Here is a 23,751-nt window from a genome sequence, read left to right on the forward strand (position 1 = left end):
GACGACCGCCGCTCGTCGGTCGTGCCTGGTGGCTCGCGCGCGGCGGGTGAGCGCCGCGCGGCGCTCACTCGGGCTGGGGCTCGGGGCGCGGCGCGGGGTCGCGCGCTTCGTCCTCGCGGATCGAGTAGCGCACCAGCGCGCGCAGGATGTCGTTGCGCTCGAGGTTGCCGGTGATGCGCTTGATGTCCTCGTAGATCGACGGATCCACGAGCAGGCCGCCGATCGTGCCGCGGCCCGCGCGCACGTCCGCCATGACCGCGCGCAGGTCGCCGCTGATCGCCGTCAGGTTCGAGATCAGATCGCCCGCCGAGTCGCCGTAGAGCAGCTCGTGCGCGTTGCCGTCGCCGGTGCGGATGTCGCGCAGGATCGTCGCGGCCTCGCCCGCGGTGTCGGCGAGGTTCGACACCAGGCGCGTGCCCGTCTCGCCGTAGATGAGCTCGTGCGCGGTGCCGTCTCCGTCGCGGATCTCGTTGGTGATCGCGCGCACGTTGCGGGCCGTCTGCGCGAGCTCGGACGTCGCGACCTGCACCGAGCCGAGCGTGCTCTCGACGCGATCCGCGAGCTGCGGATCGCGGATGAGGCGCGGGATCGTCCCGTCCTCCTCGGCGAGCATGCGCGTGAGCTCCGCGACGTTGTGGCTGATCGCGTGGAGGTCGCGCCGGAAGTCCTCGTCGGCGAGCGTCTCGGTGAACTCGCGGACGTTCTCGACGGCGGGGCGCGCGTCCTCCATGAGCTCGCCCGCGCTCGAGAGCGCGCCGAAGATGCCGCCGGTCTCCTGGCTCGGGATCATCGCGCCCGCGGGCAGCGGCTCGCCGCGACCGGGCGAGAGATCGACGAGCATGTCGCCGAGCAGGCCCTTGCTGCCGAGCGTCGCGACGGTGCCGCCGGCGCCGGTCGCGGGATCGGTGGGCGAGGTGACGAGGTGGTGCACGTCCTCGCGCACCTCGAGCACGACCTCGAGCTCACCGTTGTCGGTGAAGTTGATGGCGGAGACGGTGCCGACCTCGATGCCCGCGAGGCGGATCGGCGATCCCGGGCGCAGGCCCGAGACGTTGGCGAACACCGTGCGGAACTCGAGCCGTGAAGCGAAGAGCGCGCTGCGGTTGCCGAGCGTGAAGACGAGCGCGGCACCGATGACGAGCGCGAGTGTGACGAAGATGCCGACCTTGAACTCGGTGGAGCGGCCTGAATTCATGAAGTCGTGAGCCTCTCTATCGGCCCCTCGTAGGACACCCCTCGAACACCGTCAACATGTCCCCCGTGGGGCGATGTGGGGAGGCGTCACGCGCAGTCCACAGGACGGCCGAACACCACATGACGACCGACCACGACCACGACCACGACGACGACCACGACCACGACGACGACCACGACCACGACCACGAGGTCCACGTCGACGGCGGCCGTCCGTGCACGCGAACGTGGTCGTGGTCGTGAACGTGGTCGTGGTCGTCAACGCGACGCGAAGGTGCTCGTCGGTCCGCCGCTCACCCGCCGTAGCGCAGCAGCGTCGCGGCGTCGTCGGTCTCGGGCGCGTGGCCCATGATGAAGTCGCGCACCTGCGGGTTGTCGGTCGAGCGCGCGTCGTCGACGGTGCCGGACCACACGACGTAGCCCTTGTGGATCATCGCGATGCGATCGCTGATCTCGAACGCGCTCTCCATGTCGTGGGTGACGACGATCGAGGTCACGTTGAGCAGCTTCTTGGTCTCGACGATCAGCTGGTTGATGCGCTCGGTGTTGATCGGATCGAGGCCGGTCGTCGGCTCGTCGTAGAGCAGCACCTGCGGGCGGATCGCGATCGCGCGCGCCAGGCCGACGCGCTTGCGCTGGCCGCCCGAGAGCGACGTCGGCATCGAGCGCTGGGTGCCCGGCAGGCCGACGTCCTCGAGCGCCTTGGCGACGCGCTCCTCGATCTCGTTCTCGGGCAGCCGCTCGTGCTCGCGCAGGCCGTACGCGACGTTGTCGTAGACGCTCATCGAGTCGAAGAGCGCCGCGCCCTGGAAGAGCATGCCGATGCGGCGGCGGATCGCGGGGAACTCGCGCTCGCCCTTGTCGTCGATGCGCTTCCCGTCGAACGTGATGGTGCCGCCGTCGGCGCGCAGCAGGCCGATCAGCATCTTGAGCATGACGCTCTTGCCCATGCCCGAGCCGCCGATGATCGTGAGCGACTCGCCCGCGTGGACGTCGAGGTGCAGATCCTCGTAGACCACCTTCGGGCCGAACACCTTGCGGACGTTGCGGAACTCGATCAGCGCCACGGCGGCGAGCCTAGCACTCGTGCTCTCCTGCACGGGGGAGCGCGACGAGCTCGACGCGGAGCGCGCCGTCGAGATCGCGCGCGAGCACGCCGAGGAGATGGACGCGTTCGAGCGCTGGGCGCGCCGCGTCGCGGCGGCGGACACGACGTTCCCGAGCCGCGCGGCGCTCGAGGAGGCGACGTTCGCGCCGGTGCGCAGAGAAGAAGGCGTGGTCGGCGCGTGGGTGGAGCGCGACGGGCCCGATCCGTGGTCGCTCGCGATGCGCCGGCGCGACGCGGTGCCGGGCGATCTCGAGTGGCGCCGGGCGCGGCTCGGCGGGCTCGAGGAGTACGAGGTCGCCGTCGTCGGCGCGCGCCGCTACGTGCGCGCACGGAGCGAGACGACCGGCGGTGCGATGTTGATCGTGACGCTCGCGTTCGAGCCGTGATCGCGACGGAGGGCGTGACCGCAGGCTCACGCGTCGGGCTCGCCGTCGAGCTCGGGCGCGGCGCAGCCGACCGCGGTCGCGTCGCCCGGCGCGACCTCGGCGCGCACGTCGCGCGCGCGGCGGAGCATCGCGAGCAGCGGGCGATCGACGCTCTCGTCGATCGCGTCGGGCGGGGAGCTCACGACGATCACGCTCGATGCGCGATGGGCCGTCACGCGGTGCAGCGCGCCTTCGCGGAGGTGCAGTGACTGGCCCGCGATCGCGCGCGCGCCTTCGTCGCGCCACGCGCCTTCGTCGTCGCGCGACCAGCGCTCGAGCGCGAGCTCGCCCGCGACGACGTGGACCCAGACCTCGGCTTCGGGGCGCACCGTGATCTCGTGGATCGCGCCGCGCGGCCACCACGCGGCGCTGGTGCGGTGCAGCTCGCTGCGCCCGAGGATCGCGTGCGATGCGCCGTTCGAAGCGCGCGTCGGCGCGAGCGCGCGGATCTCACCCCAACCGAGCCCAAGCAGCGACGCACGACGATCGGTCATGGATCCAGCGAGTGCCCGAGGGCGCGATCCGATGCAAGAAATCGGATGCGACCAGCCTCCGCGCTCTTGCTCGCTCTGCTCGTGACCGCTTGCGCCGAGCCCTGCGAGGTCCCGCGCCGCGACGTGGCGTACCTCGTGACCTCGCTCTCGATCGACGACGCGCCCACCGGCGCGGCGCCGGGGCTCGACGTCGATGGCGTGGCGAGCACGGGCCGCTCCGGAGGCACGAGCTGCGTCGAGCTCACGCCGGACGGACCGCGCGGCGCGGACAACGCCGCCGCCCTGCTGGTCGGCATCGCCGAGGACATCGCTTCGGGGTCGCTCGAGGACGCGGCGCCGGAGCTGGTCACGAGCGGGCGGATGGTGCTGCTCTTCGACGTGCGGTGGGGCGAGGACGGGGGCACGCCGACGCTGCGCGTCGTGCGTGGTGAGCCAGTGAGCGGCGCGATCGAGACGCTCGGTGATCGGCCGCGGGTCGGTCAGGCGTTTCGCGCGCTCGAGGTGCTCGCGGAGGTGCCCTTCACGGTCGAGCGCGAGTGCGAGCGGCGGCGCGAGCGCCTGAGCGCGGTGGTGCCGGCGTTCACGCCCGTCGACGGAGTCGCGGTGCCGGCGATGCCGATCGAGCGGGCGGAGGTGACGCACGTCGCGCTCGCGACCGATGGCGTGGCGCTGCGCGAGGGCTGGCTGGGTGGGAGCTGGACGATCGAGGACCTCGCGGCGTGGGCGAACCGCTTCGGTGGCGTTGGGAGCGAGGATGCGCTCGCCGCGCTCTCCGGCTTCGCCGACCTCGAGCCTCACCCCGATGACCCGCTGGTGTGCCGTCGGCTCTCGTTCGGCTTCCGGTTCGACGCCGTGATCGCCGAGCTGGTGGACTGATCAGAAGCTCGCGTCGAGCTGCAGGCGCACGACGTGCGCGCCGACGAGGAAGTCGTCGCCGAACGAGTGCGACCAGTCGGCCTGCACCTTGAGCAGGTGGCCGTGCAGGTAGAGGTTCGCGCCTGCCGAGAGGCCGTGGCCGCGCTCGTTCGCTTGCGCGACGAGCGCCGGGTCGGTGCCCTCGCGCGCGACGAGCTGCTCCCAGCGCGACCAGATCTCGAACATCGGATGGAGCATCACGCCGACCTGCGCGAGGTAGCCCCAGCCCGAGCGCGAGTACTCGCGCGTGACCTGGCCGTCGGCGTCGGTCTGCTCGACGAAGTCGCCGCTCGTCGACTCGCGCCAGACGATCTCCGCGAGCAGCGAGACGCCCGCCCACTTGAAGACGAGATCGCCCGCGAGGTGCGCGTAGTCGAAGCGCGCGAACTGGTACGGCACGCCCGTCGTGGAGCGCGGGCGATCGCTGCGGTGGTTGAAGCCGAAGCCGGCGCCGATCGCGAGACGCGGACTCGGGCTGCGCGCGAGGTCGCCCTCGCTGTCGTCGTCGAAGCCGCCGAACGGGCGCACCGAGACGCGCGCGGTGTAGAGCAGGCCCGCGTCGGGCGTCGCGCCGAGCCGGTTGCGACCGTCGCCGCCGAACACGCCGAGGAAGTACGAGAGCGCGCCGCCGAGGCCGAGGAAGTCGGTCGACTGCAGCACGACGCCGACGTCGCGATCGAGCGTGAGCTCGCGGACGACGTCGGTGCGATCGACGGTCTGCAGCGCGAACTCGCGGATGGTGCGCGCGCGATCGAAGGGCACGAAGAACTGACCGATGCGCACGTTGAGCTCGCGCAGCTGGCGCAGCTCGAGGAACGCGTCGAAGATCGGACTCGGGTTGCCGGGCTCGAAGTCGTTGGCGCCGAGCGCGAGCTGCAGGCCGTAGCGCACGTCGGGGTGCAGCACGTGGCCGGTCCACCACAGGCGCGCGGTGCGGATCTCGATGCCGGTGTCGACCTGATCGTCGTCGATGCGCAGCGTCGCGCGCACCTGGAGGCGCGCGCGGATCGAGCCGGAGAAGGCATCGCCCATCGAGACGGTGAGGCCGCGGCCGGGCTCGGCGGTGACGGCGACCGACGGCGTCGCGGGCGCGACGGGCGGCGGCGCGGCCGGTGCGACGGGAGGCGGGGTGCTCGCGGCGGGCGCAGGCGCGGCGGGCGGGGGCTCGTCGGCCGGGGCGTCGGGTCGCGTCTCGCTGTCGAAGGTCGTGGTCTCGGTGTCCGCGTCGGCTGGGAGCGCGTCCTGCGCGTGCGCGATCGACGAGAGCGAAGCGGCCGCGAGCGAGGCGAGCAGAAGAGCGAATTGCGTACGCATGTCAGCGGTCTTCACGCGTGGGGAGCGACGGCGGGCGAGCGAGCATGCGGCCCGCGCAGAGCACGGGTCGCGCCATCCACGGCGGTCCCGTGGAATTCCACGGGACGCCTTGCTCCATCGCGGGGACGAGCCATGCCCCGGCACGGATCACACCGTTGCCCGTGATGGATCACGGCGAAAGCCGTGATCCATCACGGTTGCGAGGCCACGGCCGTGCTGGGCGGCGGATGTCCGTGTCCGGCGCGTGGTGCCGCCGGTCGATGGGCTCGACGGCGCGACGCCGCGGTCGCCCGTGATCGCGCACGGGTCTCGCCCGCGCCGAGCACGCCGACACGCGAGATGCGCGAGAGAACGAAGGACTCACCGCGCGGTCCGGGACGTGCAGTCGGCCGCCGCGTGACGGACGAGCGATGCGCGCGATCGAGCGCGTGCGTCGAGCTCGCGCCGAACGTGGAGGCACGCGTCGCGCGAGCGACGCGCGGCGGGCGATCCGCGCTCGCCGTTCGAGGTGGATGGAGGACGCGGATGACTGGACGAGCGGCATCGGTGCGAGCGCTTTGGTCGAGCGGCGTCGAGCGCGTGTGCGCGCTCGAGCTCGCGCCACCCGCGCTGATCACGCGCGCGGGGCTCGTGGCGTTCGATGCGTACGACGCGCTCGCGCGCATCGCGGACGGTGACCCGCTGCGCATCGTGGCGCTCGGATCGGGCGCGGCGCGATCGGCGGTGATCGGGCGCACCGACAAGGCGTGGGTGCGGCGCGGGCTGCGCGCCGCGGTGCCGCCGGCGAGCGCGCGCTCGTCGCGCGTGGCCGCGGAGATCGCATTGCACGTCGCGCTCGGGGCGCGCGCGAAGGAGGTCGAGCGCGTCGAGCTCGAGCCCGGTCGGAGCAGCGCGCTCGGCGCGCTCGCGCGGGATCGCGTCGACCTCGCGTGGACCGAGGACGACCCGGCGCTCGTGCCCGTCGGAGTGTCGTCGTGGGTCACGTTCGACGCGCGCTCGGGGCTGCCGAGCCCGCGCGGGCCGATCGTGATCGCGGCGCGCGCGTCGGCGCTCGCGAGCGACGGCGCGCTCGTGGTGCGCGCGCTGGCGGCGGCGCTGCGGGCGTCGATGCTCGCCGACGACGCGAACGTGTGGAGCCACGTGTCGGCGCGGCGCGGCTGGAGCGTCGAGCACGCGCGGGCGACGATCGGCAGCACGCTCGCGGAGGCGACGCGACCGACGATCGACGAGGGCGCGATCGAGCACCTCGCGGCGTACGCGGCGAGGGCGCGTCAGCTCGGGTGGCTCGCGCGAGCGGTGGACGTCGCGCGCTCGTGCGACACGCGTTGGCTCGCACGCGCGGAGCGCCTCGCGTCGCGCGAGGAAGAGCACGACGACGCGAGCGAGACCGCGCTGCCGATCGCGCTCTGATCGACGCGACGCGCGCTCGGGCTCGACGCTCGAGCGCGCGTCGCGATCAGAGCGTCTCGAGGAGCGCGCGGAGGCGCGCGAGCCCGCAGCGTCGGAGGAGGACGGCGGGCTTGCCGGCCTCGCGCGCTTCGCGTCGCGCGATGCCGACCGCGCCGTGGCTGTTCACGTCGGTGAGCACGAGCACCACGTCGGCGCGCGCGATGACGCTGCGCAGCCCGACCGAGCCGCGCCCGCCGACCTCGCCGTCGTGCACCTCGAGCGCGTGCCCCATGTCGCCCGCGAGCTTGCGATACGTGTCCGCCGAGCGGCTGATCCCACCGATGAGCGCGAGCCTCATGCCGCGAGCGCAGTGCGATGGCCGTGCCCAGCGCGATCTCGCGGAGATCCGCGCGTGCTCCGTGATGGTTGCGCGGCGCAGCCGCGGCCGGTCGCGGGCGCTCGCATCCGTCGCGGCGAGCGACGCTTCCGTCGTGGCGGAGGAAAGCGCGCGCGCTCGGGAGAACCTCGTTGAACGCGTCGCGTGGGGGCGGCACACAGGGCCCGTGGGCGCGCCGGTCGCGCCACCCCCAAGGAGCCGCGCCCATGATGATGCCCGCGATGCCGATGCCTCAGATGCCCGCGTCGATGCCGAACATGCCGATGTCGAACATGCCGATGATGGGCATGCCGGTGATGAACGGCATGATGCCGATGATGAACGGCATGATGCCGATGATGAACGGCATGATGCCGATGATGGGCATGCCGATGACGAACGGCATGATGCCGATGATGCCCGGCATGATGATGCCGATGATGCAGTGCCGGATGACCTGCGAGATGACCAAGGACGGCATGGTCTGTCGCATGATGCCGATGGACGCCGCGCAGATGGACGCGATGAAGGCGTGCTGCGAGATGATGAACGGCATGATGGCGATGGGGATGCCGTGCATGATGTCGTGCAACGGCATGCCCATGCTGATGTGCACGCGCTGAAGCATCGCGACGCGACGCGACGAGGCCGACCCGCCGAGCGGGCCGGCCTCGTGTCGTTTCAGTCGCTCTCGATCGCGTAGGTCATCACGAGGTACAGCACCGCGTCGTCGTCGCCGTCGTTCTCGTAGGTGTGCGGCACGTCCGCGACGAACTGGATCGCGTCGCCGGGCTCGAGGCGATGACGCTCGCTGCCGACGCCGATCACCACGCGGCCGCGGTTCACGACGAGGTTCTCCATCGTGCCCGGCGCGTGCGCGTCGGCGCGCTCGATGCCGCCCGCGCGCAGGTGCAGCTCGTAGAGCTCGCTCGTGCGACGCCCGCCCCACGGGAACAGCGCGCGCGATCGGAACGCGCCGTCGTGGCTCGTCAGGATCTTCGCCTCGCGCGCCCGCAGCACCTGCGGTCCTCGGGGCTCGCCGCTCGACAGCAACGCGCCGAACGGAACGCCGAGCGCGCTCGCGATGCGCCACACGACGTTGATCGTCGGCGCGCTCTGCGCGAGCTCGATCTGCGAGAGCATCGCGCGGCTCACGCCGCTCTTGCGCGCGAGGCGCTCGAGCGAGAGCCCACGCCGTGTCCGCAGCTTGCGGAGGTTCGCGCCGACGACGGGCAGGAGATCCGGAGACGCGGCCGGCGTGTCCTCGTCGCTCGCCGGCGAGGGCGCGCTCACCCGCGCGGCCACAGCCAGTAGCCCCACGCGGGCACGATGGGCGCCATCGGAGCGACCGGCGCGAACGGCACCATCCACACGAATCGCGCCGCGGAGCGCGCGGACGCCTCGCTCGCGCTCGCGCTCTCGCGCTCCGAACGACGCTTCCGGAACTCGTCCAGGTCGACCACCTTCGCGCTCTGCTCCGCACGCATCGATGCCTCCTCGCGCTACGTCGTCCGCTTCAGCACGTGGCGATCCATCGTGATCGTCAGCGCATTTTCGCGGTGATCTCGCGCGCGCCGCGACGCGCGATGGTCGCGTCCGTGACCGGCCAAGGCGATCCGTGGTCGGCCACGGCGCGGGTCACGGTCACGCGCGCGCTGCTCGCGACGTCCTCGAGCTCGCGCGCGATCTCGGCCCCCGCGGGGACGACGATGCGCTGGACGCGCGCGCGGCTCGCGAGCTCGAGCGCATCGCGCGTCGGCGCTTGCGCGAGGTACACCGTCGCGCCGCGCGCCGCGGCGCCGGCGTCGAGGATCGCGAGGTGGATCGCCGCCTGGCGTGCGCTCGACGTGACCGCCTCCGCGAGACGCTTCCCACGCTTCACCACGATCGCAGCGCGACCGTGCGACTGCGCCGCGAGCGCGGACGCGCGCGCCGACCAGAACGCGTCCTCGAGGGTGTTCATCGCGCACCTCGATCGAAGTAGACGCCGCGCACCCAGCGCGCGCCGCGGAACCCGGTGCGCGCGTGCAGCATGCGATGGTTGTCGTAGAGAAGGACGTCGCCGGCGCGCAGCGTGGTCCGCACCGCGCTCTCCTCGACGAGCCGCACGAACCGCGCGTACGCGCGGTACCACGCGTCCATCTCGGCGAAGGGCAGGCGATGCGGCGCCATCGTGAACGGCGACAGGCGCACCTGGAACCGATCGCTCCGCGCGTCGAGGATGGGGCCCGTGAAGAGGCGCTCGAACGCCTTCTGCTTCCGGTGGAAGCGCACGGGGGTCGTCGTGAGCACGCGGTAGGTCTCGACGTCGTGCTGCGCGAGCCAGCGCGCGGCGCGATGCGCGTCGGACACGAGGCTCTCGCCGCCTTCGTCGGCAGGACGGATCGCGTGCAGCAGCTGGTAGCGCGGCGGCGCGTCGAGGAACGGCTGATCGGTGTGCAGGTCGATCGGCGCGTCGGTGTAGCCGAGCTGATCGGTGTTCTGGTTCGTCGTGTTGTCGGTGCGCAGATCCTCGATGCGACCGAAGTGGGTCGTGATGACGGCGAGGCCCTCGGCCGCGATCTGATCGATCAGGCGCTCGGTGTGCTCGGGGCCGGTGATGCCGGTGGGGTGACGCGCGATCAGCGCGCCGTCGCGCGCGAGGCGCTCGGGCCAGTCGGGCGGCAGGAGCGCTTCGTCGGAGGCGAGCGTCGTCTCGAGCTCGGCGAGGGTGCGCGCGGGCTCGACGTCGTCGCGATCGGGCGCGTACGCGTGCTCGCGCAGCCAGCCGAGCGGATAGCGGCTCGCGGCGCGATCGGCGCGCTCGCCGGCCCAGCGGACGTGGAGCGCGTCGCCGTCGATCCACGCGTAGTGCGCGCGGAGATCGGGCGCGATGCGGGAGCTGCAGAGCGTGCGCTCGCCGGTGCTGGGATGACGATCGAGCGCGCACTCGTGGCGCAGCCAGATCCAGTGGAAGTCGGCGTGACGGCCGTCGCCGAACACGATGCGCGCGAACCGATCGTGCGAGACGACACGCGGCTTCGAGAGGCTCATGCGCGTGGCTTTCGCAACGCTCGTGCCGCGGAGAATACGCGCGAATCGCGATCTCTCCCGTGGCGGGTCACGGCCGACGCGCAGCGATCACGGCTCGACGCGGAGCCGCGCCTGGGACCACGCGGCGCCGCCGCGCGCGTCGCGCAGCACGACCACGAGCGCGAGCTCGCCGGGCGCGTGGGGCAGCGCGAGCACGTTCTCGCTGCTCGTCGTCGTGTCGTCGTCGGCGACGCCGGTGCGCTCGGACTCGAGGGTGCCGCCGCTCACGTACCACGCGACGCGGATCGACTCGCGCTCCGGGACGAGCGTGCGCGTCGCGAGGTCGAAGCGCAGGTATCGCTCGGCGCCGCCGCAGCTCCCGGTGATCGTGGTGCAGTCGTCGGCGCAGAGCGTGCGCGTCTCGTCGATGCCGCAGAGGCCGTCGCCGCACGCGTCCTCGAGCGGGCAGTCGGGCCAGCGCACGCGCACGGTGACGACCTCGCTCGCGCGCACCGCGATCGGCGCGTCGCCGAGCGTCTCGGTGGTGCCGTCCGCGCGCGTGATCTCGAGCGCCTGGATCGCGGGCGCGACGTTGCGTCGATAGCGCTGCGTGTACTCGACCGATTGCTGCTGCGTCGCGCCGAAGAGGCCGCACGCGAGGCGCGTCTCGACGAGCGACGTCGAGCCCTCGGTGGCGTCGAAGACGCGCAGCGGCTGCGCGTATCCGCCGGTGACGTCGGGATCGACGGGGCGGCCGGCGGGCTCTCCGCCCTCGGAGGGCGGAGGCTCCGGGCCGAAGAGACCGCACGCGTCGCGCGGGATCGCGCCGCTCACGTCGAGGCCGGTGCCGATCGGGACGAGCACGTCGTTCTCGAGCTCGAGGCACGCCTGCGCGACCGGACCGAGCTCGGCGAGCGGCTTGCGTGCGACGCAGAACGCCCAGTCGAGCGGGGCCTCGTCGATCGCACCCGACGCGTCGGCGTAGAGCCCGACGAAGCGCACCGTGTCGCCGGGGGCGGCCTCCGCGGGCTCGGCGCGCACGGCGAGCAGGCGAGGCGCCGCGAGGATCGACTCGTCGACGTCCACGTCGGGCACACACGCGCTCGCGAGGATGCCAATCAGGATGCCAGTCGTCTTCAGAACGTCCATCGCAGTCCCAACACCGGCAGGATCGGCAGTCCGCGGATCGTGTCGCGGCGGGTGTAGTCGGGGGAGAACACGAATTCCTCGGCGTTCGCCTGGTTCGTGACGTTCTGCACCTCGAGCCAGAGCTCGAGGCGCGTGTCTCCGAGCTCGATGCGCTGGCCCACGCGCACATCGAGCTGCACGAATTCCGGCAGTCGGACGCTGCTGCGCTCGCCGAAGAGCGGCTGCCAGCGATCGCGCCCCGCGTCGTAGAACGCGTCCACGACGGGCGTGCGCGGGAATCCCGTGGAGTATCGGAATCGCGCGCCGACCTCGAAACCGCCGCCCGGCGTCCAGGAGAGCAGGGCAGTCAGCACGTGAGTCTGATCGTAGTCGAACAGACGCCATGGCTGGCCCGCTGCGTCCTGCCGCTCCGAGCGCATCAGCGTGTACGCGACCCATCCCGAGAAGCCCTCGGTCTCCTCGAGTCGCACGAGCGTCTGCACGCCGTACGCGCGGCCCCAGCCCTCGGCGACGAGCGCCTGCGCGCGCAGCGGCGACTCGTCCTGGCTGCGCACCGCGAGCCCTTCCGAGAACGACGCGAACCCGGTGACCTCGATGCCGAGCGTCGGAGTCGGGCGCACCGTCGTGCCCGCGAGCACGTGCCACGACTGCCCGACTGGCAACGTGGGATTGCCGAACGTCGCGCTCAGATCCTCGGGGACCGCGGACTGATGATAGAGGCCGCCCGCGGCACGGAATCCGAGGAACGGGTAAGGGTCCCAGCGCAGCGCGAGGCGCGGCTCGGCGCGGAAGTCCTGCAGCGCGAGCCCGATGTCGGGAGCGTCGCCCTCGCGCGGCGAGCGACGGCTGACGGTGCGTGCGTAGGGATCGATGCGCAGCCCGGGCACGACGTGCAGCGCGCCGTCGAAGAACGCGAGGTCGCCCTCGACGTACGGTGCCGCGCCGACCTGCACGACCTCCCACGCGTCCGACGCGATGCGATCGGGCGGAGGCTGGCCGAACACGCGCACGTCGCCTTCGCGCGCCGGCAGGCCGATCGAGCCCTGTCGCGAGAGCCCGACGACGTCGACCTCGGCGTCGACACCGATCTCGACGTCGAGCCCGAAGCCCGGCTGATCGAATGCGCGCACGCGATGGCTCGCGCGCAGGCCGAGGAGCCACGTCTCGCTCGCGACCGACGTCGTCACGTCGCCGAAGCGGCTCGCGCGCAGGCTCCGATCCCAACCGACCCAGGGCACGATCGTGCTGCGGCTGCCGTCGCCGCCCTCGCGATCCCAGCGCGCGTAGAGGCGCTGGAAGTCGAGCTCGCGCGACTCCGACGTGACGAGCGCGGGATCGCTGCTCGGCACGCCGCGCGAGATGCGATCGCCGCCGAGCATGTGCACGAGCTCGATGGTCTCGCCGGGCCGCACCTGGTGCGCGGCGCGCAGCTGGGTGTCCCAGTAGCGCGGCACCGCGACGTAGTCGCCGAGATCGCCCTGCGTGGCCTCGACGAAGAGGTGCAGCCAGCTCACGCGTGCAGCGCCCGCGGCGCGCCAGCGATCACCGGCCGAGCCGCGCAGTGTCGTGGACACGTCGTAGAGATCGGCGGAGACGGTGCCGTGGAGACCGTCGCCCATCGGCGTGAGCGTGCGGACCGTGACGATGCCGCCGAGGCCGCGGCCGTACGCGGCGCCGTACCCGCCGGGCACGAGATCGAGCGACTCGACGAGATCGGACGCGATCACCGAGCGCAGTCCGCCCTCGTGATAGAGGCGCGGGATGCGCACTCCGTCGACGTAGACGCGGGTGTCCTCGGGCGACGCGCCCCACACGACGAGCTGGCCGGTGCCGACGGACGAGCGCGCGACGCCGGGCAGGCTCTCGACGACGCGCAGCACGTCACCGCCGGTGCCGGGGACGCGGCGCGCCTCTTCGGCCTCGACGCGCGTGGAGACGACCTCGCGACGCAGCGCGGGCGCGACGACGACGATCTCGAGATCGTCCGCGTCGGCTTCGCTCTGCTCGTCCTCGGGATCGCGGAGCGTGACGTCGTACGCGACCTCGAGGCGCTCGCCCGCGGCGATCGTCTCCTCGGTGCGCAGCGCGGTGAGGCGCTCGCCCGAGAGCGAGAGCACGACGACGCCGGGCGCGAGATCGGAGAGCGCGAATCGTCCTTCGGCGTCGGTGACCGACGAGGCGCCGTTCTCGATCGTGATGGTCACTCCGGCGATCGGCGCGCGACTGCGACGGTCGCGGACGATGCCAGTCAGCGTGCCAGTCGTGGGCGGCGGTGGCGTTTCTTCTTCGAGCGTGAACCGATATGCGTACGAGATGCGAATCGCGGCGGGCACGCCGTCGACCTCGGCGGGTGTGAATCGGAACTGACGCGCTGCCGTGATCGCCGCGGCGTCGAACGCGTCGCCGGCGCTCTCGATCACCACGGCCTCGGTGACGGCGCCGGTCGCGTCGATCGTGATCTGCAGCACGACCGTCGCCTCGATGCCGGTCTCGCGCGCCTCGGGCGGATACTCCGCCTCGACGAACTGCACGAGCTCGGGCGCGCGCGTCAGCTGCGGCCCGGCGGGTCGCTCCTGCGCGTGGGCGGTGAGCGGAGCGAGGGCGGCGGCGATCAGCGTCGCGACGAACAGCGCGATCACGACGCGTGGCGAATATCTCTGTCGTCGCACGGCGAGGTGGACCAGGAGGAGAGTCAGAGGGACGAGCGGTGGAGCGGCCGTGATCAGCGCGCTGGTCGTGGATGCCGTGCTCACAACGTGAACCGCACCGAGATCGTGAACGTCGCGGTCGTCGCCTCGCCGCAGCGCATCGCGGGCTCGAAGCGCGCGTCGCGCACCGCTGCGGTCGCCGCCTCGTCGAGGCCGTGGCCGAGGCCCTCGACGACCTCGACGCTCGTGACCGCGCCGGTCGCGTCGACCTCGATGCGCACGCGCACGCGGCCTTCGATCTGCGCGCTGCGCGCCTCGTCGGTGTAGGCCGGCTGCGGCATCGAGACCGGGCGCGGCCTCGTCGCGTCCTCGGCGCACGCGTCCTCGCTCGCGGCGCGCGGCGCGCGCGCTTCCTGCGGCGCCTCGAGCGCGCGCGCGCTCGCGGTGCGGGTGACCGCCTCGCGGGGCGCGGTCGGGCTCGCGTGCACGTCGCCGACGGGCACCGCGACGCCACCGAGCCCCACGCCGCCCTGCATCGCGACGCCGAAGTCGAGCGGCGCGGCCGCGGGCATCGGCGGCGGAGGCGGTGCAGCCTCGGGCGGCGGCTCGGCGCGCGGGCGCGGCGGAGGCGCCGGCTCGGGCGCAGCCTCGGGCGGCGGCGGCGGGGGCGCCTCGGGCTCGGGCGGCGGAGGCGGCGGCTCGACGGGCTCGGGCGGCGGAGGAGGCGCCTCGCGCATCGTGATGCGCACGGTCTCCACGCGCGCCGGAGGCTCGATCGCGGAGACCGCGGCCGCGAGCACGCCGTGCGCGAGCAGGCTGCCGACGTAGAGCAGGACGATGCGATTCTTCGCCACGGTGGATGTGCGCCGCGTGGAGTGTGGGAGTCAGGTTGCCAGTCAGCGTGTCAGTCGAGTCACTCGCTCCGCTCGACCTGCACTGCGAAGCTGGTGATCCGCTCGGTCCGCGCGACGTCGAGGACGTGCACGACCGCGCCGTGCTGCGCCGCGCGATCCGCGCTCACGATCAACGTCAGCTCGGGATCGCGACGACGCGCATCGCGAAGACCTGCGATCAGCGCGGCCTCGTCGACGGGCTCACCGTTGAATTGCAGCGCACCGTCCGCGGCGATGCTCACCGCCGCGAGCGACGCCGCGCTCCCGTCGGAGGTCGCGGTGTTCGGCAGATCGACGCGCATGCTCTGCGACACGATGTAGGTCGCCGAGACCATCATGATGACGAGCAGCACGAGCACGACGTCGACCATCGGCGTCACGTTGATGCCGACGATCATCCCGCCACCCCTGCGCCCACGACCTCCGCTCGACGTCGTCGCGGCCATGGCTCACTCGGCCTCCGCGAGCGCGAGCTCGCCACGAACGTCCTCGCGCACGCGCGCCGGCGCGCGACGCGCGTGTGGCTCGCCGCCCGCGCGCAGCCACGCGCTCACCAGCTTCGCGAGCGCCTGCACGTCGTTCTCGACGTCGGCGATCTTCTTCTGCGCGACGTTGTAGGCGACGACCGCGGGGATCGCGACGAAGATGCCGACGCCCGTCGCGACGAGCGCCTCCGCGATGCCGCTCATGACGTTGCCCATCGCGGCTTCGCCGGAGCCGTCCGAGAGGTGATGGAACGCCTCGATGACGCCGAGCACCGTGCCGAAGAGACCGATGAACGGCGCGTTGTTCCCGAGCGTGCCGAGCAGCGTCATGCTGCGCTCGAGCTGCGCGCGTGCGCGGCCGATCTCGCTCTCGACCGCGTCGGAGAACGCCTCGGGCCCACCGCGACGCCACTCGAGCGCTGCGCGTAGCACGTCGGCCTCGACCGACGGATTCGAGATCAGCGCCTTCGAGAGCGCGTCTTCGTCGTCCTCGTGCAGCGCCTTCGAGAGCGAGCGACGGAGCGCTTCGCCGCCTGCGCGGTTGCGCCGGAAGAACACCCAGCGCTCCGCCATCGCGGCGAACGACACGACGGAGAGCGCGAGCAGCAGCCAGAGCACCCAGCTCGAGCCGAGCAGCGCGACGCGGAGGAGGGATTCGACGATGTCCATGGGGTACGTCTCTCGATTTCTGCGGAATCAAGGAATCTCGACGGCCGTGACGTAGAGCGGACTGCCCGCTCCGCCGTTCGCCGCCATCGACATCAGCGCGCCAGTCGTCTGGCTCGTCCGGACGAGTCGGAACTCGCCTTCTCCGGTCTGCTCGCGCGCGTAGGTCGTCACCGCGAATCGCACGCTCGCGTGCGCGCACGCGTCGAACAGGTTCACGTACACGAGGTACGTGCCGCCGCCGGGCGGCGGCTCCTGGAACGTGAGGCTCTCGCTGTTGCGACCATCGGGCTCGCACGCCGCGAGCGAGTCGCCGTCGAGCCGCCCGACGGTCGGATCGCGCAGCGCCTCGGGCGGGATGCGCCCCGCGTCGTCGGGCAGCGCGGTGGTGGGGTGACGCGCGTCGACGGTCTTTCCGTCGGGCGTGACGATGGCGAGATCGAGATCGACGTCCTCGTCCCACGTCACCGCGATGACCGCGGCGGGCGGCGGAAGCGTCGGATCACACGCGTTGAAGTTGTCGGCGACGCGCGGGTCGGTGACGCAGACGTCGAGCTCGCTCCACGCGCCGCCGCGACCCTCTTCGTCGATCGCGACGACGCGCAGCGTGTGGAGACCGGGCGGCAGACCACCGCTCACGTCGAGCTCCACCGCCCACACGCGCTCGCCGGGGAACGCGGGGTCGAGCGCGCCCACCGGCAGGCTCCAGTACCCGCTTCCGAGCCCGTCGATCTCGACGCCGATTGCCCACGTCTCCTCGGTGGCGCGGCCTTGCAGCGTGCGGTCGAGCTGACCCTGTGCCCAGATGCCGCCGGTCGTCTCGATCGCGGTGACCCGCGGGCCCTCTTCGAGCTCGGCGGCGCCGGGCAGCTCCTCGCCGCGGCGCAGCGCTGCGCCGTGCACGACGATCGGCTCTTCGACACCGACCGGGCTCACCTCGCCGGTGCACGCGGCGAGCGCGAGAATGCCAATCAGCGTGGCAGTCCGCACTGCCGCGCTCATCGGAATTCTCCCTGCACGCGCACCGTGAATTGGTCGTTTCGCAGATCCGCGGGGACGCCGCGCGCGTCGCGTCCGAGCGCGTCGAGGATCGCGTCGTACTGGAACACCAGACGGCCTGCGAACCCCGGCGCGACCTCGGGCGGGAGGCGCACTCCGACGAGCGGAGAGAACGTGTGGATCGAGGCGTCCGCGGGGACCGACAGACCACGCCGCTGATCGACCAGATCCGAATTCGGATCGTAGTAGTCGTATCGGAGCCCGAGCAGGCCCCAGTCGAAGATCTCTTGGGTGAGCGCGGCGTACGCGGAGAGGTGCCGCACGTCGAACCCGGTCTCGATCGGGTCCGCGACGAACATCGAGCGATCGAGGTTGCTCGCGAGCGTCGCCTCGACGAAGAGCCGCGTCCAACCGATCGGGGTCCGCACGCCGGCGTGCGCGTCGAGGTTCACGCCCCAGCGCTCGAACGTGAGCGACGGAGTCGCGGCGCGGCCCGGGATCGCGACGATCTCGCCGGTGTCGAGGGTCCCGCTCTCGTTCAGATCACGCCACTCGAGGCGACCCTTCACCGCGTCCTGTCCGGGGTGGAAGCCGGTGCCCCAGAGGAACGAGACACCGCCCGCGAGCTCGAAGTCGCGCTCGTTCACGGTCTCGACTCCGACGCGACCGACGACGTCGGGCACCGAGGTGGGATCCACCGCGAAACCCTGTCCAGCGCGGTCGTCGAGCGGCGTGCCGCCCATCACCGCGACGTCGTAACGGAGCACGCCGACGCCGCCCTGCGCGCGCACCCCGAGATCGAGCGGACCGCGGAAGAACGCGAGCGAGCCGAGCGAGCGCTCCATGAAGAGCCAGTCGCGCTGGCTCTGCCGCACCTCGTGACCGAACGGGATCTCGGTCAGACCGGCGGAGAGCTCGACGAAGGGTGGCAGTCCGGAATCCGGACTGCGGAGCAGCGCCGACACCGTCGTGCGTCGCAGTCCGAAGAAGGGCCCGCGCGTCGTGCTCCCATCGAGCTCGATCTCGAACGCGACGTGCTCCCACTCTCCTGCGAGCCGGATTCGCCCGCGGCGAATGGAGAATCGATTGCGATTGAGCACCACGCCGCCCTGGAGCAGCTGGTCCTCGCTGAGATCGCTCCACTCGTACTGGGCCTGGACGTAGCCGCTGAGCGAGAAGCCCCAGCGCTGCAATTGCGCGGGCACGCCGAGGCTCGGGCTGTCGGGCGCGACGGGCTCCGCCGGCGCAACGACCGCTTCGGGGGGCGCGGCCGCTTCGCGCGTACGTTCGGCGTCGATCGTGTCGAGTCGCTCGCGCAGCGCCGCGAGCTCGGCGCGCAGTTGCTCGACCTCGCTCGGCTCGGCAGGAGGCGGCGTCTCGGCAGCAGCAGCGGGAGGCGGGGACGACGCGGGGACGACGATCTCCTGATCGTCCTCTTCGATCTCGATGGTCGCGGACTGCGCGTGCGCTGGTCTCGCGGGTGCCCCCACGAGCGCAGCGAGCGCCAGAGTCTGCGCGAGCGAGCGACGGAATCGCGGAACGATGGACAAGCGGGCTCCGGATCGATGGGGTCGAGTCGGCGATTGCGTCCTTCGACGCGGCGCGACCCCGTGAGCACGCTCGATGCCATCCCGCGAAAGCGCATCGGGACGCGTGAAAATCCTCCGATCCGGCCCGATCCGATCACGGGCGCCGTGGCCCGTGCTGGATCGCGGCCGTGGGATCCGACAGGCCGTGCTCCGCGCTGGGAGCGCATCACGGAGCCGTGAAACGCGAGAGGCCCCGAGCATCACAAGGACGCTCGGGGCCTCGATTCGATCGCGAGTCGCTCAATCGAGCGGCGGGACCGTTCCGTCGGCGCGCAGACGCGGAAGGCGCGCCTGGGTGACCGGGAACTCGATGCACGTCGAGTCGGTGCATCCATTGAGGAAGTGCTCGGGCTCGGTCGGGAGACACGACCAGCAGTCGGGCCGACTGGTGCACTCGCCGCCGTCGGGGAGCTCGCGATCGGGCAGCTGCGCGTCGACCTGCGCGTCGGTGGGCTCGGGATCGGGCCCGCCGTCGAGATCGCCGGAGTCGACCTGGGCATCGCGTCGACCACCGGCGTCGGGCGGCGCGGGATTCTCGCGCTCGCATCCCAGCGCGAGCAGCGCGAGGAGGGTGACGATCGTCGTCGTACGCATCACCGCACCTCGCAATAGCCGAAGCGGCACACCGAGCCGGGCGCGGTGCAGTCACTGGCCTCGTCGCACGCGGTGCACGACGCGGGCGCCGTGCCGGTCGCGACCTCTTCGTAATAGCAGCCACACGGCGCGGTCGGCAGATAGCTGTAGAGAGGGCCCATGTCGGTGTCGCGCCACACCTGCATCGCACACTCGGGGATGTTCCCGTTCTGCGCGGTGATCTCGAGCAGCGGGAGCTCGTCGGGCGTGTCGACCGCGCCGGTGAAATAGCCCACCAGCGTGCGAGTGCGCGGATTCGTGATCTGCCCTGCTGCGTCGACCGGCGCGTAGAAGTGATAGGACGACCACAGGAAATAGTGTCCGTCGCGCACGTTGCGCTTGTCGAAGCGCGTCGACGTCGAGTCCGGCAGATAGCCGCACGACTGGTCGTAGTGCTGATAGGCGAGCGTGCGCACCTGATCGCGCGCGTTGTCGGCGACCTCGGTGCTGACGAAGCCGAGCGTCGCAGCGGCCGACACCTGACCGCTCTCGTAGACGCGCTGGATCATCGCCTGGTTCGTGCGCACGTCCCACGAGGCGCGGTCGCCCGAGAACCACGAGCCCACTCGCTCGGGCGGCACGCCGATCGCGAGCGCGATCGCGATGAGCGCCGCCGACGTCGGGTTGCGGCCCCAGAAATGCGCGGGGTCCGTCCACGGCGAGACCTGCGCCTCGGCGGGCCCGAAGCCGTAGAGCAGATACGCGGCCTCGGCCGCGATCACCGTCTGCGGCGACGTCTGCGGGACGATCAGGCTCCACGACGTGATCGGGCCCGCGAAATCACCGATGCCCGCGGGGATCTCGGTGACGCCTTCGCAGAGCGTGCCCGCGGTGCCCATCATGCCGAAGTCGGGCACCACGCCGGTCAGCGGGAGGTTGCACGTGCGCTGCACCGGAGGCGTGCCCGCGGGGCTGCCGGCGGGCGGCGGATCCCAGTAGCTCGCGGTGCCGGTGATCGTCGTGCCGTCGACGTACGGCGTGATTCCGAAGCACGCGCCGGGCGACTGATAGACGACCGTCACCGCGGGATTCGAGACGCTGCGGAGCGCCGCGCCGACCCTCGCGAGCAGCGGCACCGAAGCGCTGCCGCCCGCGCCGATCACGGCGTTGGGCAGGTCTCGACAGTTCTCCTGTGCGTCGGCGCGCGACACCGCGAGCAGTGGCGCGGCGAGCGCGAGCAGCGCGGGAATCAGCAAGCGAATCGGGACTCGGCTCTTCATTCGTGCTCCTCGTGGGGCCGCCGCCCGCTGAGCACGCAGAGTGCCAGTCCGATTCAGGTGCTGATCCCGCGAAATCCGATGCTCCAGCCAGTGCCGAGCATCGGAGTCGCGATCGATGTGCCGTGCCCGGTCACGGCCCGTGAGCGGGCACGGCTCGCTCCATCAGCGGACGCGGCGAGACGTGAAGTGCGGCTCCGCTGCGAGCGCGGCGAGGAACTCGAGGATGCCCACCTCGCCGTCGAGCAGCGCCTGTCGCGCGCCTTCGCCGAGGCACTCCACCTGTCCTCCGCCGCCGTACGCGTAGAGCGTCATCTGGCCCGACACGCACACGGCGACGTCCTCCGACGCGGCGAGCGCGCGCGCGAGCTCTTCCTGCCCCACGAACATCGCGCCGGTCTGCGGGATCGAGCCCGACGCGTCGACGGCGATGCCCGCCTCGAGCTCGCGATATCGGCCCGCCTCGTCGTAGTGCTCGAAGCCGAAGCCGATCGGATCGAACTGCGAGTGACACGACGCGCAGAAGGCGTCGCGCGTGTGCACGGTCTCGATGCGCTCGCGCGTGGTGCGCCCCTCGGCGGGCTCGAGCTGCGTCGACACGCCGGGCGGCGGCGGGCGTCGCACCTGGCAGAGCAACCGCTCGAACACGAGGAGGCCGCGGTTCGTCGGCGAGCTGTGCGTGACGTTCGACGTGCCCGCGAGGATCGAGCCCTGCGCGAGCAGCCCGATGCCGCGCCCTTCGGGGCGCGTGATCAGCGACGGTGTCGCGCCCGCGGGCGCGGCGAAGCCATAGAACGCGGCGAGCGGCGGATCGGCGATCGTGTAGTCGGCCGTGAGCAGCTCCGTGAGATCGCCGTCGCGCTCGTAGAGCACCTCGTCGACGAACCGGCTCGTCTCGTCGACCATCGCGCCGCGCACCTGCGCGAACGCCTCGCCGACGTGCTCCTTGGTCTGCGACGCGACGTTCTCGTAGCGGAAGTGCTCGCGGAAGAACTGCTGCACGACCGCGTGACCGCCGGGCGTCTCGAGCAGTCGTCGCGCCTCGGCGATGCGCACCGCGGGATCGACGAGACCTCCGCTCCGCGCCATCGCGAGCAGTGCGTCGTCGGGCGGGCTGCCGCCGAACGTGTAGCTGAGCTGGCTCGCGAGCTCGTACGCATCGAGCTCGCGGGTGTCGCCCGCGGCGAAGCCCGCGCCGCCGCCGATCTCCGAGCGATACACCGCGTGCGGCGACTGGATCATCGCGACGAGCGTCCACTTCGCGCCGGTGGCGAAGTCGGACTCGCCCGACACGCGCTGATGCAGCGCGACATATCGGCTCCGCTCGTCGCTCGTCAGGGGGCGACGGAACAAGCGCGCTCCATATCGATCCACCAGCTGACCTGCGCACCCCGCGTCCCCGCTCGACGCACACGGGAGGGTCGCGCTCAGCGTCGCGGGGCGCGTCATCAGCGTCGCGACGTCTTCCGCGGTCTCGAGCAGATCGCGCGCAGTCTGATTGCCCACGACGAGCGCGGTGGCGTTGTTGGTGAACCCCGTCTGATTGAGATCGGGCCCGAGGCGCACTCCGCTCCACTCGCCCGCGATCTCGGGAAACACCGTGCGCAGCGTGCGATCGATCTCGCCGCGAGTGAGCCGACGCAGCAGCGGCGGTCCGACCTCCGAGGTCTCGCAGCGCGCGGTGGGATCGACCGGCGGGACCACCGGGGGATCGGGCTCGTCGGTCGGTGGACGATCGGTCGGCACACCGTCGGGCCCTGCCGCAGGACCGCCGATCTGGCCGAGACATCCCGCGAGCGCGCCACACAGCGCGATGAGCAGCACGCGCGTCATGCCCGCATCTCCGCGATGGGCGAGCGCCCGTTCATGCCGAAGCTCGTCATCGGCGCGCCCATCGCCTGCGCGATCGTGAGCAGCGCGTCACCGTGCGCGCGGTTCTCGAAGTCGATCACCTGACCACCGCGCAGCGCGCCGCCGCCGCCGCCGATCACGACCGTCGGGACGAACTGCTGGTGCGCGCGACCTTCGACCCACACCTCGGCCTTGCGCGAGAGGTGCCCGTTGCCGTCCGCGATCTCGCTCGTCACGAGCAGCACCGAGTTCTCGAGCGCGGTGTGCGACGGATCTTCGGGATCGGGCACGTCGAGGATCTCCGCGACGCGCGCGACCTGCTCGTACATCCAGCGCTGACACCGCGCGAACTTCTCGCGCCCCGGTCCGTTGAGCGAGTGCGAGATCGGCTCGTGGTGCCCCTCGGGAATGCCGATGTGCCCGAAGGGCACGTTGGCGTTCACGTACATGTTCTGGATCGTCGCGACGCGCGTCACGCCGCAGAGCAGCGCGTTCGCCGCGATCTCGACCTGTGCCTGCGCGATCGCGCCGAAGTTCTCGTCGCGGAGGAAGAACGCGTCGTCGTTCCCCCGCAGCGCGTCCACGCGCGCGATCGCCGGACGCGTCGTGCACGTCCCGCCACCGCCCGGCGGCGGCATCTCGATCTCCGCGCGCAGCGTGCGCACCGCCGCGAGGTGCCGCGCGAGCTTGTCCTCTTCGCGCGTGAGCCCACGGAGCGAGCGCGACAGCGTGTCGAGCTCGCCCTCGGTGAGCTCGAGCGCGGCGTTGCGGAACGCGACCTCGTCGGAGACCGGATCGGGCCCGGTGCCGCCGCCGATGCCCGCGAACGTCTCGTCGTAGGCGCGCACCGGGTTCGAGATCGGCCGCACCCACTCGCCGTCGCGCACCAGGAACGAATCCGCGTCGAGCCCACCCGCGCGATGCGGCAGCGCGCCGAGCACGAGCGGCCGCGTCTCGAGCGCGCGCGCGATCGCGAAGTCGATCGACACGTCGCCGCCGTCGGTGAGCACTGCGCGGATCGCCGCGTGGTTCGAGTGATCCTTGATCTCGAGCCCGCGCAGCACCGTCGTCAGGTGCTTCCATCGCTCGAGCGGGCCGAACACGCCGACCCCGCTGCCCTCGAGCGAGAAGCTCGCGCCCGACCCGACGGGGTTCATGTGCTCGGGCGGCGCGCCGTGCGGCACGTAGAAGACGAAGAGCCGCTTCGGTCGCTCCGCCTGCGCGCTCACGAGCCGCGCGAGGCGCGTCGCGAACGGCGCGGCGAGACCGAGCCCGAGCGCGGTGAGGAACACGCGACGTCGCAGCCGTCGCTCTGCCGGGCCGTTCGTCGATCGATCGCGAGGCGACATGGTCCTCCTGGGGTCCCAGGAGCGCCAGTGGCGCGACGCGCGCCG

25 protein-coding genes are annotated in these 23,751 nt (G+C 72.1%); 5 read left to right on the top strand and 20 right to left on the bottom strand.

Features of this window, described 5'->3' with window-relative positions; genetic code table 11:
• Window positions 1-64 precede the first annotated feature (64 nt).
• Window positions 65-1,195 carry an MlaD family protein gene (locus DB32_RS13520; RefSeq protein ID WP_053232877.1) on the bottom strand — a complete coding sequence of 377 codons (1,131 nt, stop codon included), beginning with the start codon at window positions 1,193-1,195 and terminating at the stop codon, window positions 65-67.
• A 119-nt stretch (window positions 1,196-1,314) separates the two neighbouring features.
• Here DB32_RS13520 and DB32_RS49955 point away from each other — a divergent pair, with 119 nt between their 5' ends.
• Window positions 1,315-1,437, top strand: a complete 123-nt coding sequence (locus DB32_RS49955) for a hypothetical protein (protein WP_275935471.1) — start codon at window positions 1,315-1,317, stop codon at window positions 1,435-1,437.
• Window positions 1,438-1,487: 50 nt separating this feature from the next.
• Here the strand turns inward: DB32_RS49955 and DB32_RS13525 are convergent, their stop codons facing one another.
• Window positions 1,488-2,261 carry an ABC transporter ATP-binding protein gene (locus DB32_RS13525; protein ID WP_053232878.1) on the bottom strand — a complete coding sequence of 258 codons (774 nt, stop codon included), beginning with the start codon at window positions 2,259-2,261 and terminating at the stop codon, window positions 1,488-1,490.
• A gap of 19 nt (window positions 2,262-2,280) precedes the next feature.
• Between DB32_RS13525 and DB32_RS13530 the strand changes: the two genes are divergently transcribed.
• A complete protein-coding gene (locus tag DB32_RS13530) occupies window positions 2,281-2,688 on the top strand; it encodes a hypothetical protein (RefSeq protein WP_053232879.1) in 408 nt (135 codons plus the stop codon).
• A gap of 26 nt (window positions 2,689-2,714) precedes the next feature.
• On the opposite strand, the gene DB32_RS13535 is transcribed toward DB32_RS13530, so the two are convergent.
• On the bottom strand, window positions 2,715-3,221 hold the full coding sequence (locus DB32_RS13535; protein WP_053232880.1) for a hypothetical protein: 507 nt from the start codon (window positions 3,219-3,221) through the stop codon (window positions 2,715-2,717).
• Between the two features lie 45 nt (window positions 3,222-3,266).
• Between DB32_RS13535 and DB32_RS13540 the strand changes: the two genes are divergently transcribed.
• Complete coding sequence (locus tag DB32_RS13540) at window positions 3,267-4,097, top strand: hypothetical protein (protein ID WP_157069018.1); 831 nt, start codon at window positions 3,267-3,269, stop codon at window positions 4,095-4,097.
• Here the strand turns inward: DB32_RS13540 and DB32_RS13545 are convergent, their stop codons facing one another.
• Window positions 4,098-5,450 carry a porin gene (locus DB32_RS13545; RefSeq protein ID WP_157069019.1) on the bottom strand — a complete coding sequence of 451 codons (1,353 nt, stop codon included), beginning with the start codon at window positions 5,448-5,450 and terminating at the stop codon, window positions 4,098-4,100.
• Window positions 5,451-5,975: 525 nt separating this feature from the next.
• Between DB32_RS13545 and DB32_RS13550 the strand changes: the two genes are divergently transcribed.
• Complete coding sequence (locus DB32_RS13550; protein ID WP_157069020.1) at window positions 5,976-6,860, top strand: hypothetical protein; 885 nt, start codon at window positions 5,976-5,978, stop codon at window positions 6,858-6,860.
• 46 nt (window positions 6,861-6,906) lie between these two features.
• On the opposite strand, the gene DB32_RS13555 is transcribed toward DB32_RS13550, so the two are convergent.
• Entirely contained in the window at window positions 6,907-7,197 is a 291-nt protein-coding gene (locus tag DB32_RS13555; protein ID WP_053232883.1) for a DUF2325 domain-containing protein, read from the bottom strand.
• 251 nt (window positions 7,198-7,448) lie between these two features.
• Here DB32_RS13555 and DB32_RS13560 point away from each other — a divergent pair, with 251 nt between their 5' ends.
• A complete protein-coding gene (locus DB32_RS13560; protein ID WP_420820940.1) occupies window positions 7,449-7,838 on the top strand; it encodes a hypothetical protein in 390 nt (129 codons plus the stop codon).
• Window positions 7,839-7,896: 58 nt separating this feature from the next.
• Here DB32_RS13560 and DB32_RS13565 read toward each other — a convergent pair whose 3' ends face one another.
• From DB32_RS13565 to DB32_RS13635, 15 genes are all read right to left on the bottom strand, one after another.
• Entirely contained in the window at window positions 7,897-8,508 is a 612-nt protein-coding gene (locus DB32_RS13565; protein WP_053238798.1) for a helix-turn-helix domain-containing protein, read from the bottom strand.
• Complete coding sequence (locus tag DB32_RS49060; protein WP_053232884.1) at window positions 8,505-8,702, bottom strand: hypothetical protein; 198 nt, start codon at window positions 8,700-8,702, stop codon at window positions 8,505-8,507. The genes DB32_RS13565 and DB32_RS49060 overlap by 4 nt, the downstream gene beginning before the upstream one ends.
• A gap of 56 nt (window positions 8,703-8,758) precedes the next feature.
• Window positions 8,759-9,178, bottom strand: a complete 420-nt coding sequence (locus DB32_RS13575) for a hypothetical protein (protein WP_053232885.1) — start codon at window positions 9,176-9,178, stop codon at window positions 8,759-8,761.
• Complete coding sequence (locus tag DB32_RS13580; RefSeq protein ID WP_053232886.1) at window positions 9,175-10,248, bottom strand: TauD/TfdA family dioxygenase; 1,074 nt, start codon at window positions 10,246-10,248, stop codon at window positions 9,175-9,177. The genes DB32_RS13575 and DB32_RS13580 overlap by 4 nt, the downstream gene beginning before the upstream one ends.
• An 87-nt stretch (window positions 10,249-10,335) precedes the next feature.
• Window positions 10,336-11,376: a hypothetical protein gene (locus tag DB32_RS13585; RefSeq protein ID WP_053232887.1), complete on the bottom strand. Its 1,041-nt coding sequence runs from the start codon at window positions 11,374-11,376 to the stop codon at window positions 10,336-10,338.
• Window positions 11,364-14,015 carry a TonB family protein gene (locus DB32_RS13590; protein ID WP_053232888.1) on the bottom strand — a complete coding sequence of 884 codons (2,652 nt, stop codon included), beginning with the start codon at window positions 14,013-14,015 and terminating at the stop codon, window positions 11,364-11,366. The genes DB32_RS13585 and DB32_RS13590 overlap by 13 nt, the downstream gene beginning before the upstream one ends.
• Before the next feature lie 110 nt (window positions 14,016-14,125).
• Window positions 14,126-14,878 carry an energy transducer TonB gene (locus DB32_RS13595; protein ID WP_053232889.1) on the bottom strand — a complete coding sequence of 251 codons (753 nt, stop codon included), beginning with the start codon at window positions 14,876-14,878 and terminating at the stop codon, window positions 14,126-14,128.
• A gap of 59 nt (window positions 14,879-14,937) precedes the next feature.
• Window positions 14,938-15,363: an ExbD/TolR family protein gene (locus DB32_RS13600; protein WP_083457364.1), complete on the bottom strand. Its 426-nt coding sequence runs from the start codon at window positions 15,361-15,363 to the stop codon at window positions 14,938-14,940.
• Window positions 15,364-15,366: 3 nt separating this feature from the next.
• Complete coding sequence (locus DB32_RS13605) at window positions 15,367-16,071, bottom strand: MotA/TolQ/ExbB proton channel family protein (RefSeq protein WP_053232891.1); 705 nt, start codon at window positions 16,069-16,071, stop codon at window positions 15,367-15,369.
• Window positions 16,072-16,098: 27 nt separating this feature from the next.
• Window positions 16,099-17,070: a YfaP family protein gene (locus tag DB32_RS13610; protein WP_053232892.1), complete on the bottom strand. Its 972-nt coding sequence runs from the start codon at window positions 17,068-17,070 to the stop codon at window positions 16,099-16,101.
• Window positions 17,067-18,557, bottom strand: coding sequence for a porin (locus tag DB32_RS13615; protein WP_157069021.1), 1,491 nt, complete (start codon window positions 18,555-18,557; stop codon window positions 17,067-17,069). The genes DB32_RS13610 and DB32_RS13615 overlap by 4 nt, the downstream gene beginning before the upstream one ends.
• A gap of 339 nt (window positions 18,558-18,896) precedes the next feature.
• Entirely contained in the window at window positions 18,897-19,250 is a 354-nt protein-coding gene (locus DB32_RS13620; protein WP_053232894.1) for a hypothetical protein, read from the bottom strand.
• Window positions 19,250-20,509 (bottom strand): hypothetical protein, encoded by a 1,260-nt coding sequence (locus tag DB32_RS13625; protein ID WP_157069022.1) that lies wholly within the window; start codon window positions 20,507-20,509, stop codon window positions 19,250-19,252. Before DB32_RS13625 ends, DB32_RS13620 begins: the two co-directional genes overlap by 1 nt.
• A 162-nt stretch (window positions 20,510-20,671) precedes the next feature.
• On the bottom strand, window positions 20,672-22,339 hold the full coding sequence (locus DB32_RS13630) for a DUF1592 domain-containing protein (protein WP_053232896.1): 1,668 nt from the start codon (window positions 22,337-22,339) through the stop codon (window positions 20,672-20,674).
• On the bottom strand, window positions 22,336-23,706 hold the full coding sequence (locus DB32_RS13635; protein ID WP_053232897.1) for a DUF1552 domain-containing protein: 1,371 nt from the start codon (window positions 23,704-23,706) through the stop codon (window positions 22,336-22,338). Before DB32_RS13635 ends, DB32_RS13630 begins: the two co-directional genes overlap by 4 nt.
• Between the last annotated feature and the right edge of the window lie 45 nt (window positions 23,707-23,751).

Source organism: Sandaracinus amylolyticus (assembly GCF_000737325.1).
GTDB lineage: Bacteria > Myxococcota_A > Polyangia > Polyangiales > Sandaracinaceae > Sandaracinus > Sandaracinus amylolyticus.

What these genes read in the sequence shown, in the direction of transcription:
- DB32_RS13520 (WP_053232877.1), bottom strand. Translation starts at nt 1,195, where the DNA reads ATGAATTCAGGCCGCTCCACCGAGTTCAAGGTCGGCATCTTCGTCACA.
- DB32_RS49955 (WP_275935471.1), top strand. Translation starts at nt 1,315, where the DNA reads ATGACGACCGACCACGACCACGACCACGACGACGACCACGACCACGAC.
- DB32_RS13535 (WP_053232880.1), bottom strand. Translation starts at nt 3,221, where the DNA reads ATGACCGATCGTCGTGCGTCGCTGCTTGGGCTCGGTTGGGGTGAGATC.
- DB32_RS13540 (WP_157069018.1), top strand. Translation starts at nt 3,267, where the DNA reads ATGCGACCAGCCTCCGCGCTCTTGCTCGCTCTGCTCGTGACCGCTTGC.
- DB32_RS13545 (WP_157069019.1), bottom strand. Translation starts at nt 5,450, where the DNA reads ATGCGTACGCAATTCGCTCTTCTGCTCGCCTCGCTCGCGGCCGCTTCG.
- DB32_RS13550 (WP_157069020.1), top strand. Translation starts at nt 5,976, where the DNA reads ATGACTGGACGAGCGGCATCGGTGCGAGCGCTTTGGTCGAGCGGCGTC.
- DB32_RS13555 (WP_053232883.1), bottom strand. Translation starts at nt 7,197, where the DNA reads ATGAGGCTCGCGCTCATCGGTGGGATCAGCCGCTCGGCGGACACGTAT.
- DB32_RS13560 (WP_420820940.1), top strand. Translation starts at nt 7,449, where the DNA reads ATGCCCGCGATGCCGATGCCTCAGATGCCCGCGTCGATGCCGAACATG.
- DB32_RS49060 (WP_053232884.1), bottom strand. Translation starts at nt 8,702, where the DNA reads ATGCGTGCGGAGCAGAGCGCGAAGGTGGTCGACCTGGACGAGTTCCGG.
- DB32_RS13575 (WP_053232885.1), bottom strand. Translation starts at nt 9,178, where the DNA reads ATGAACACCCTCGAGGACGCGTTCTGGTCGGCGCGCGCGTCCGCGCTC.
- DB32_RS13580 (WP_053232886.1), bottom strand. Translation starts at nt 10,248, where the DNA reads ATGAGCCTCTCGAAGCCGCGTGTCGTCTCGCACGATCGGTTCGCGCGC.
- DB32_RS13585 (WP_053232887.1), bottom strand. Translation starts at nt 11,376, where the DNA reads ATGGACGTTCTGAAGACGACTGGCATCCTGATTGGCATCCTCGCGAGC.
- DB32_RS13600 (WP_083457364.1), bottom strand. Translation starts at nt 15,363, where the DNA reads ATGGCCGCGACGACGTCGAGCGGAGGTCGTGGGCGCAGGGGTGGCGGG.
- DB32_RS13605 (WP_053232891.1), bottom strand. Translation starts at nt 16,071, where the DNA reads ATGGACATCGTCGAATCCCTCCTCCGCGTCGCGCTGCTCGGCTCGAGC.
- DB32_RS13610 (WP_053232892.1), bottom strand. Translation starts at nt 17,070, where the DNA reads ATGAGCGCGGCAGTGCGGACTGCCACGCTGATTGGCATTCTCGCGCTC.
- DB32_RS13620 (WP_053232894.1), bottom strand. Translation starts at nt 19,250, where the DNA reads ATGCGTACGACGACGATCGTCACCCTCCTCGCGCTGCTCGCGCTGGGA.
- DB32_RS13625 (WP_157069022.1), bottom strand. Translation starts at nt 20,509, where the DNA reads ATGAAGAGCCGAGTCCCGATTCGCTTGCTGATTCCCGCGCTGCTCGCG.
- DB32_RS13630 (WP_053232896.1), bottom strand. Translation starts at nt 22,339, where the DNA reads ATGACGCGCGTGCTGCTCATCGCGCTGTGTGGCGCGCTCGCGGGATGT.
- DB32_RS13635 (WP_053232897.1), bottom strand. Translation starts at nt 23,706, where the DNA reads ATGTCGCCTCGCGATCGATCGACGAACGGCCCGGCAGAGCGACGGCTG.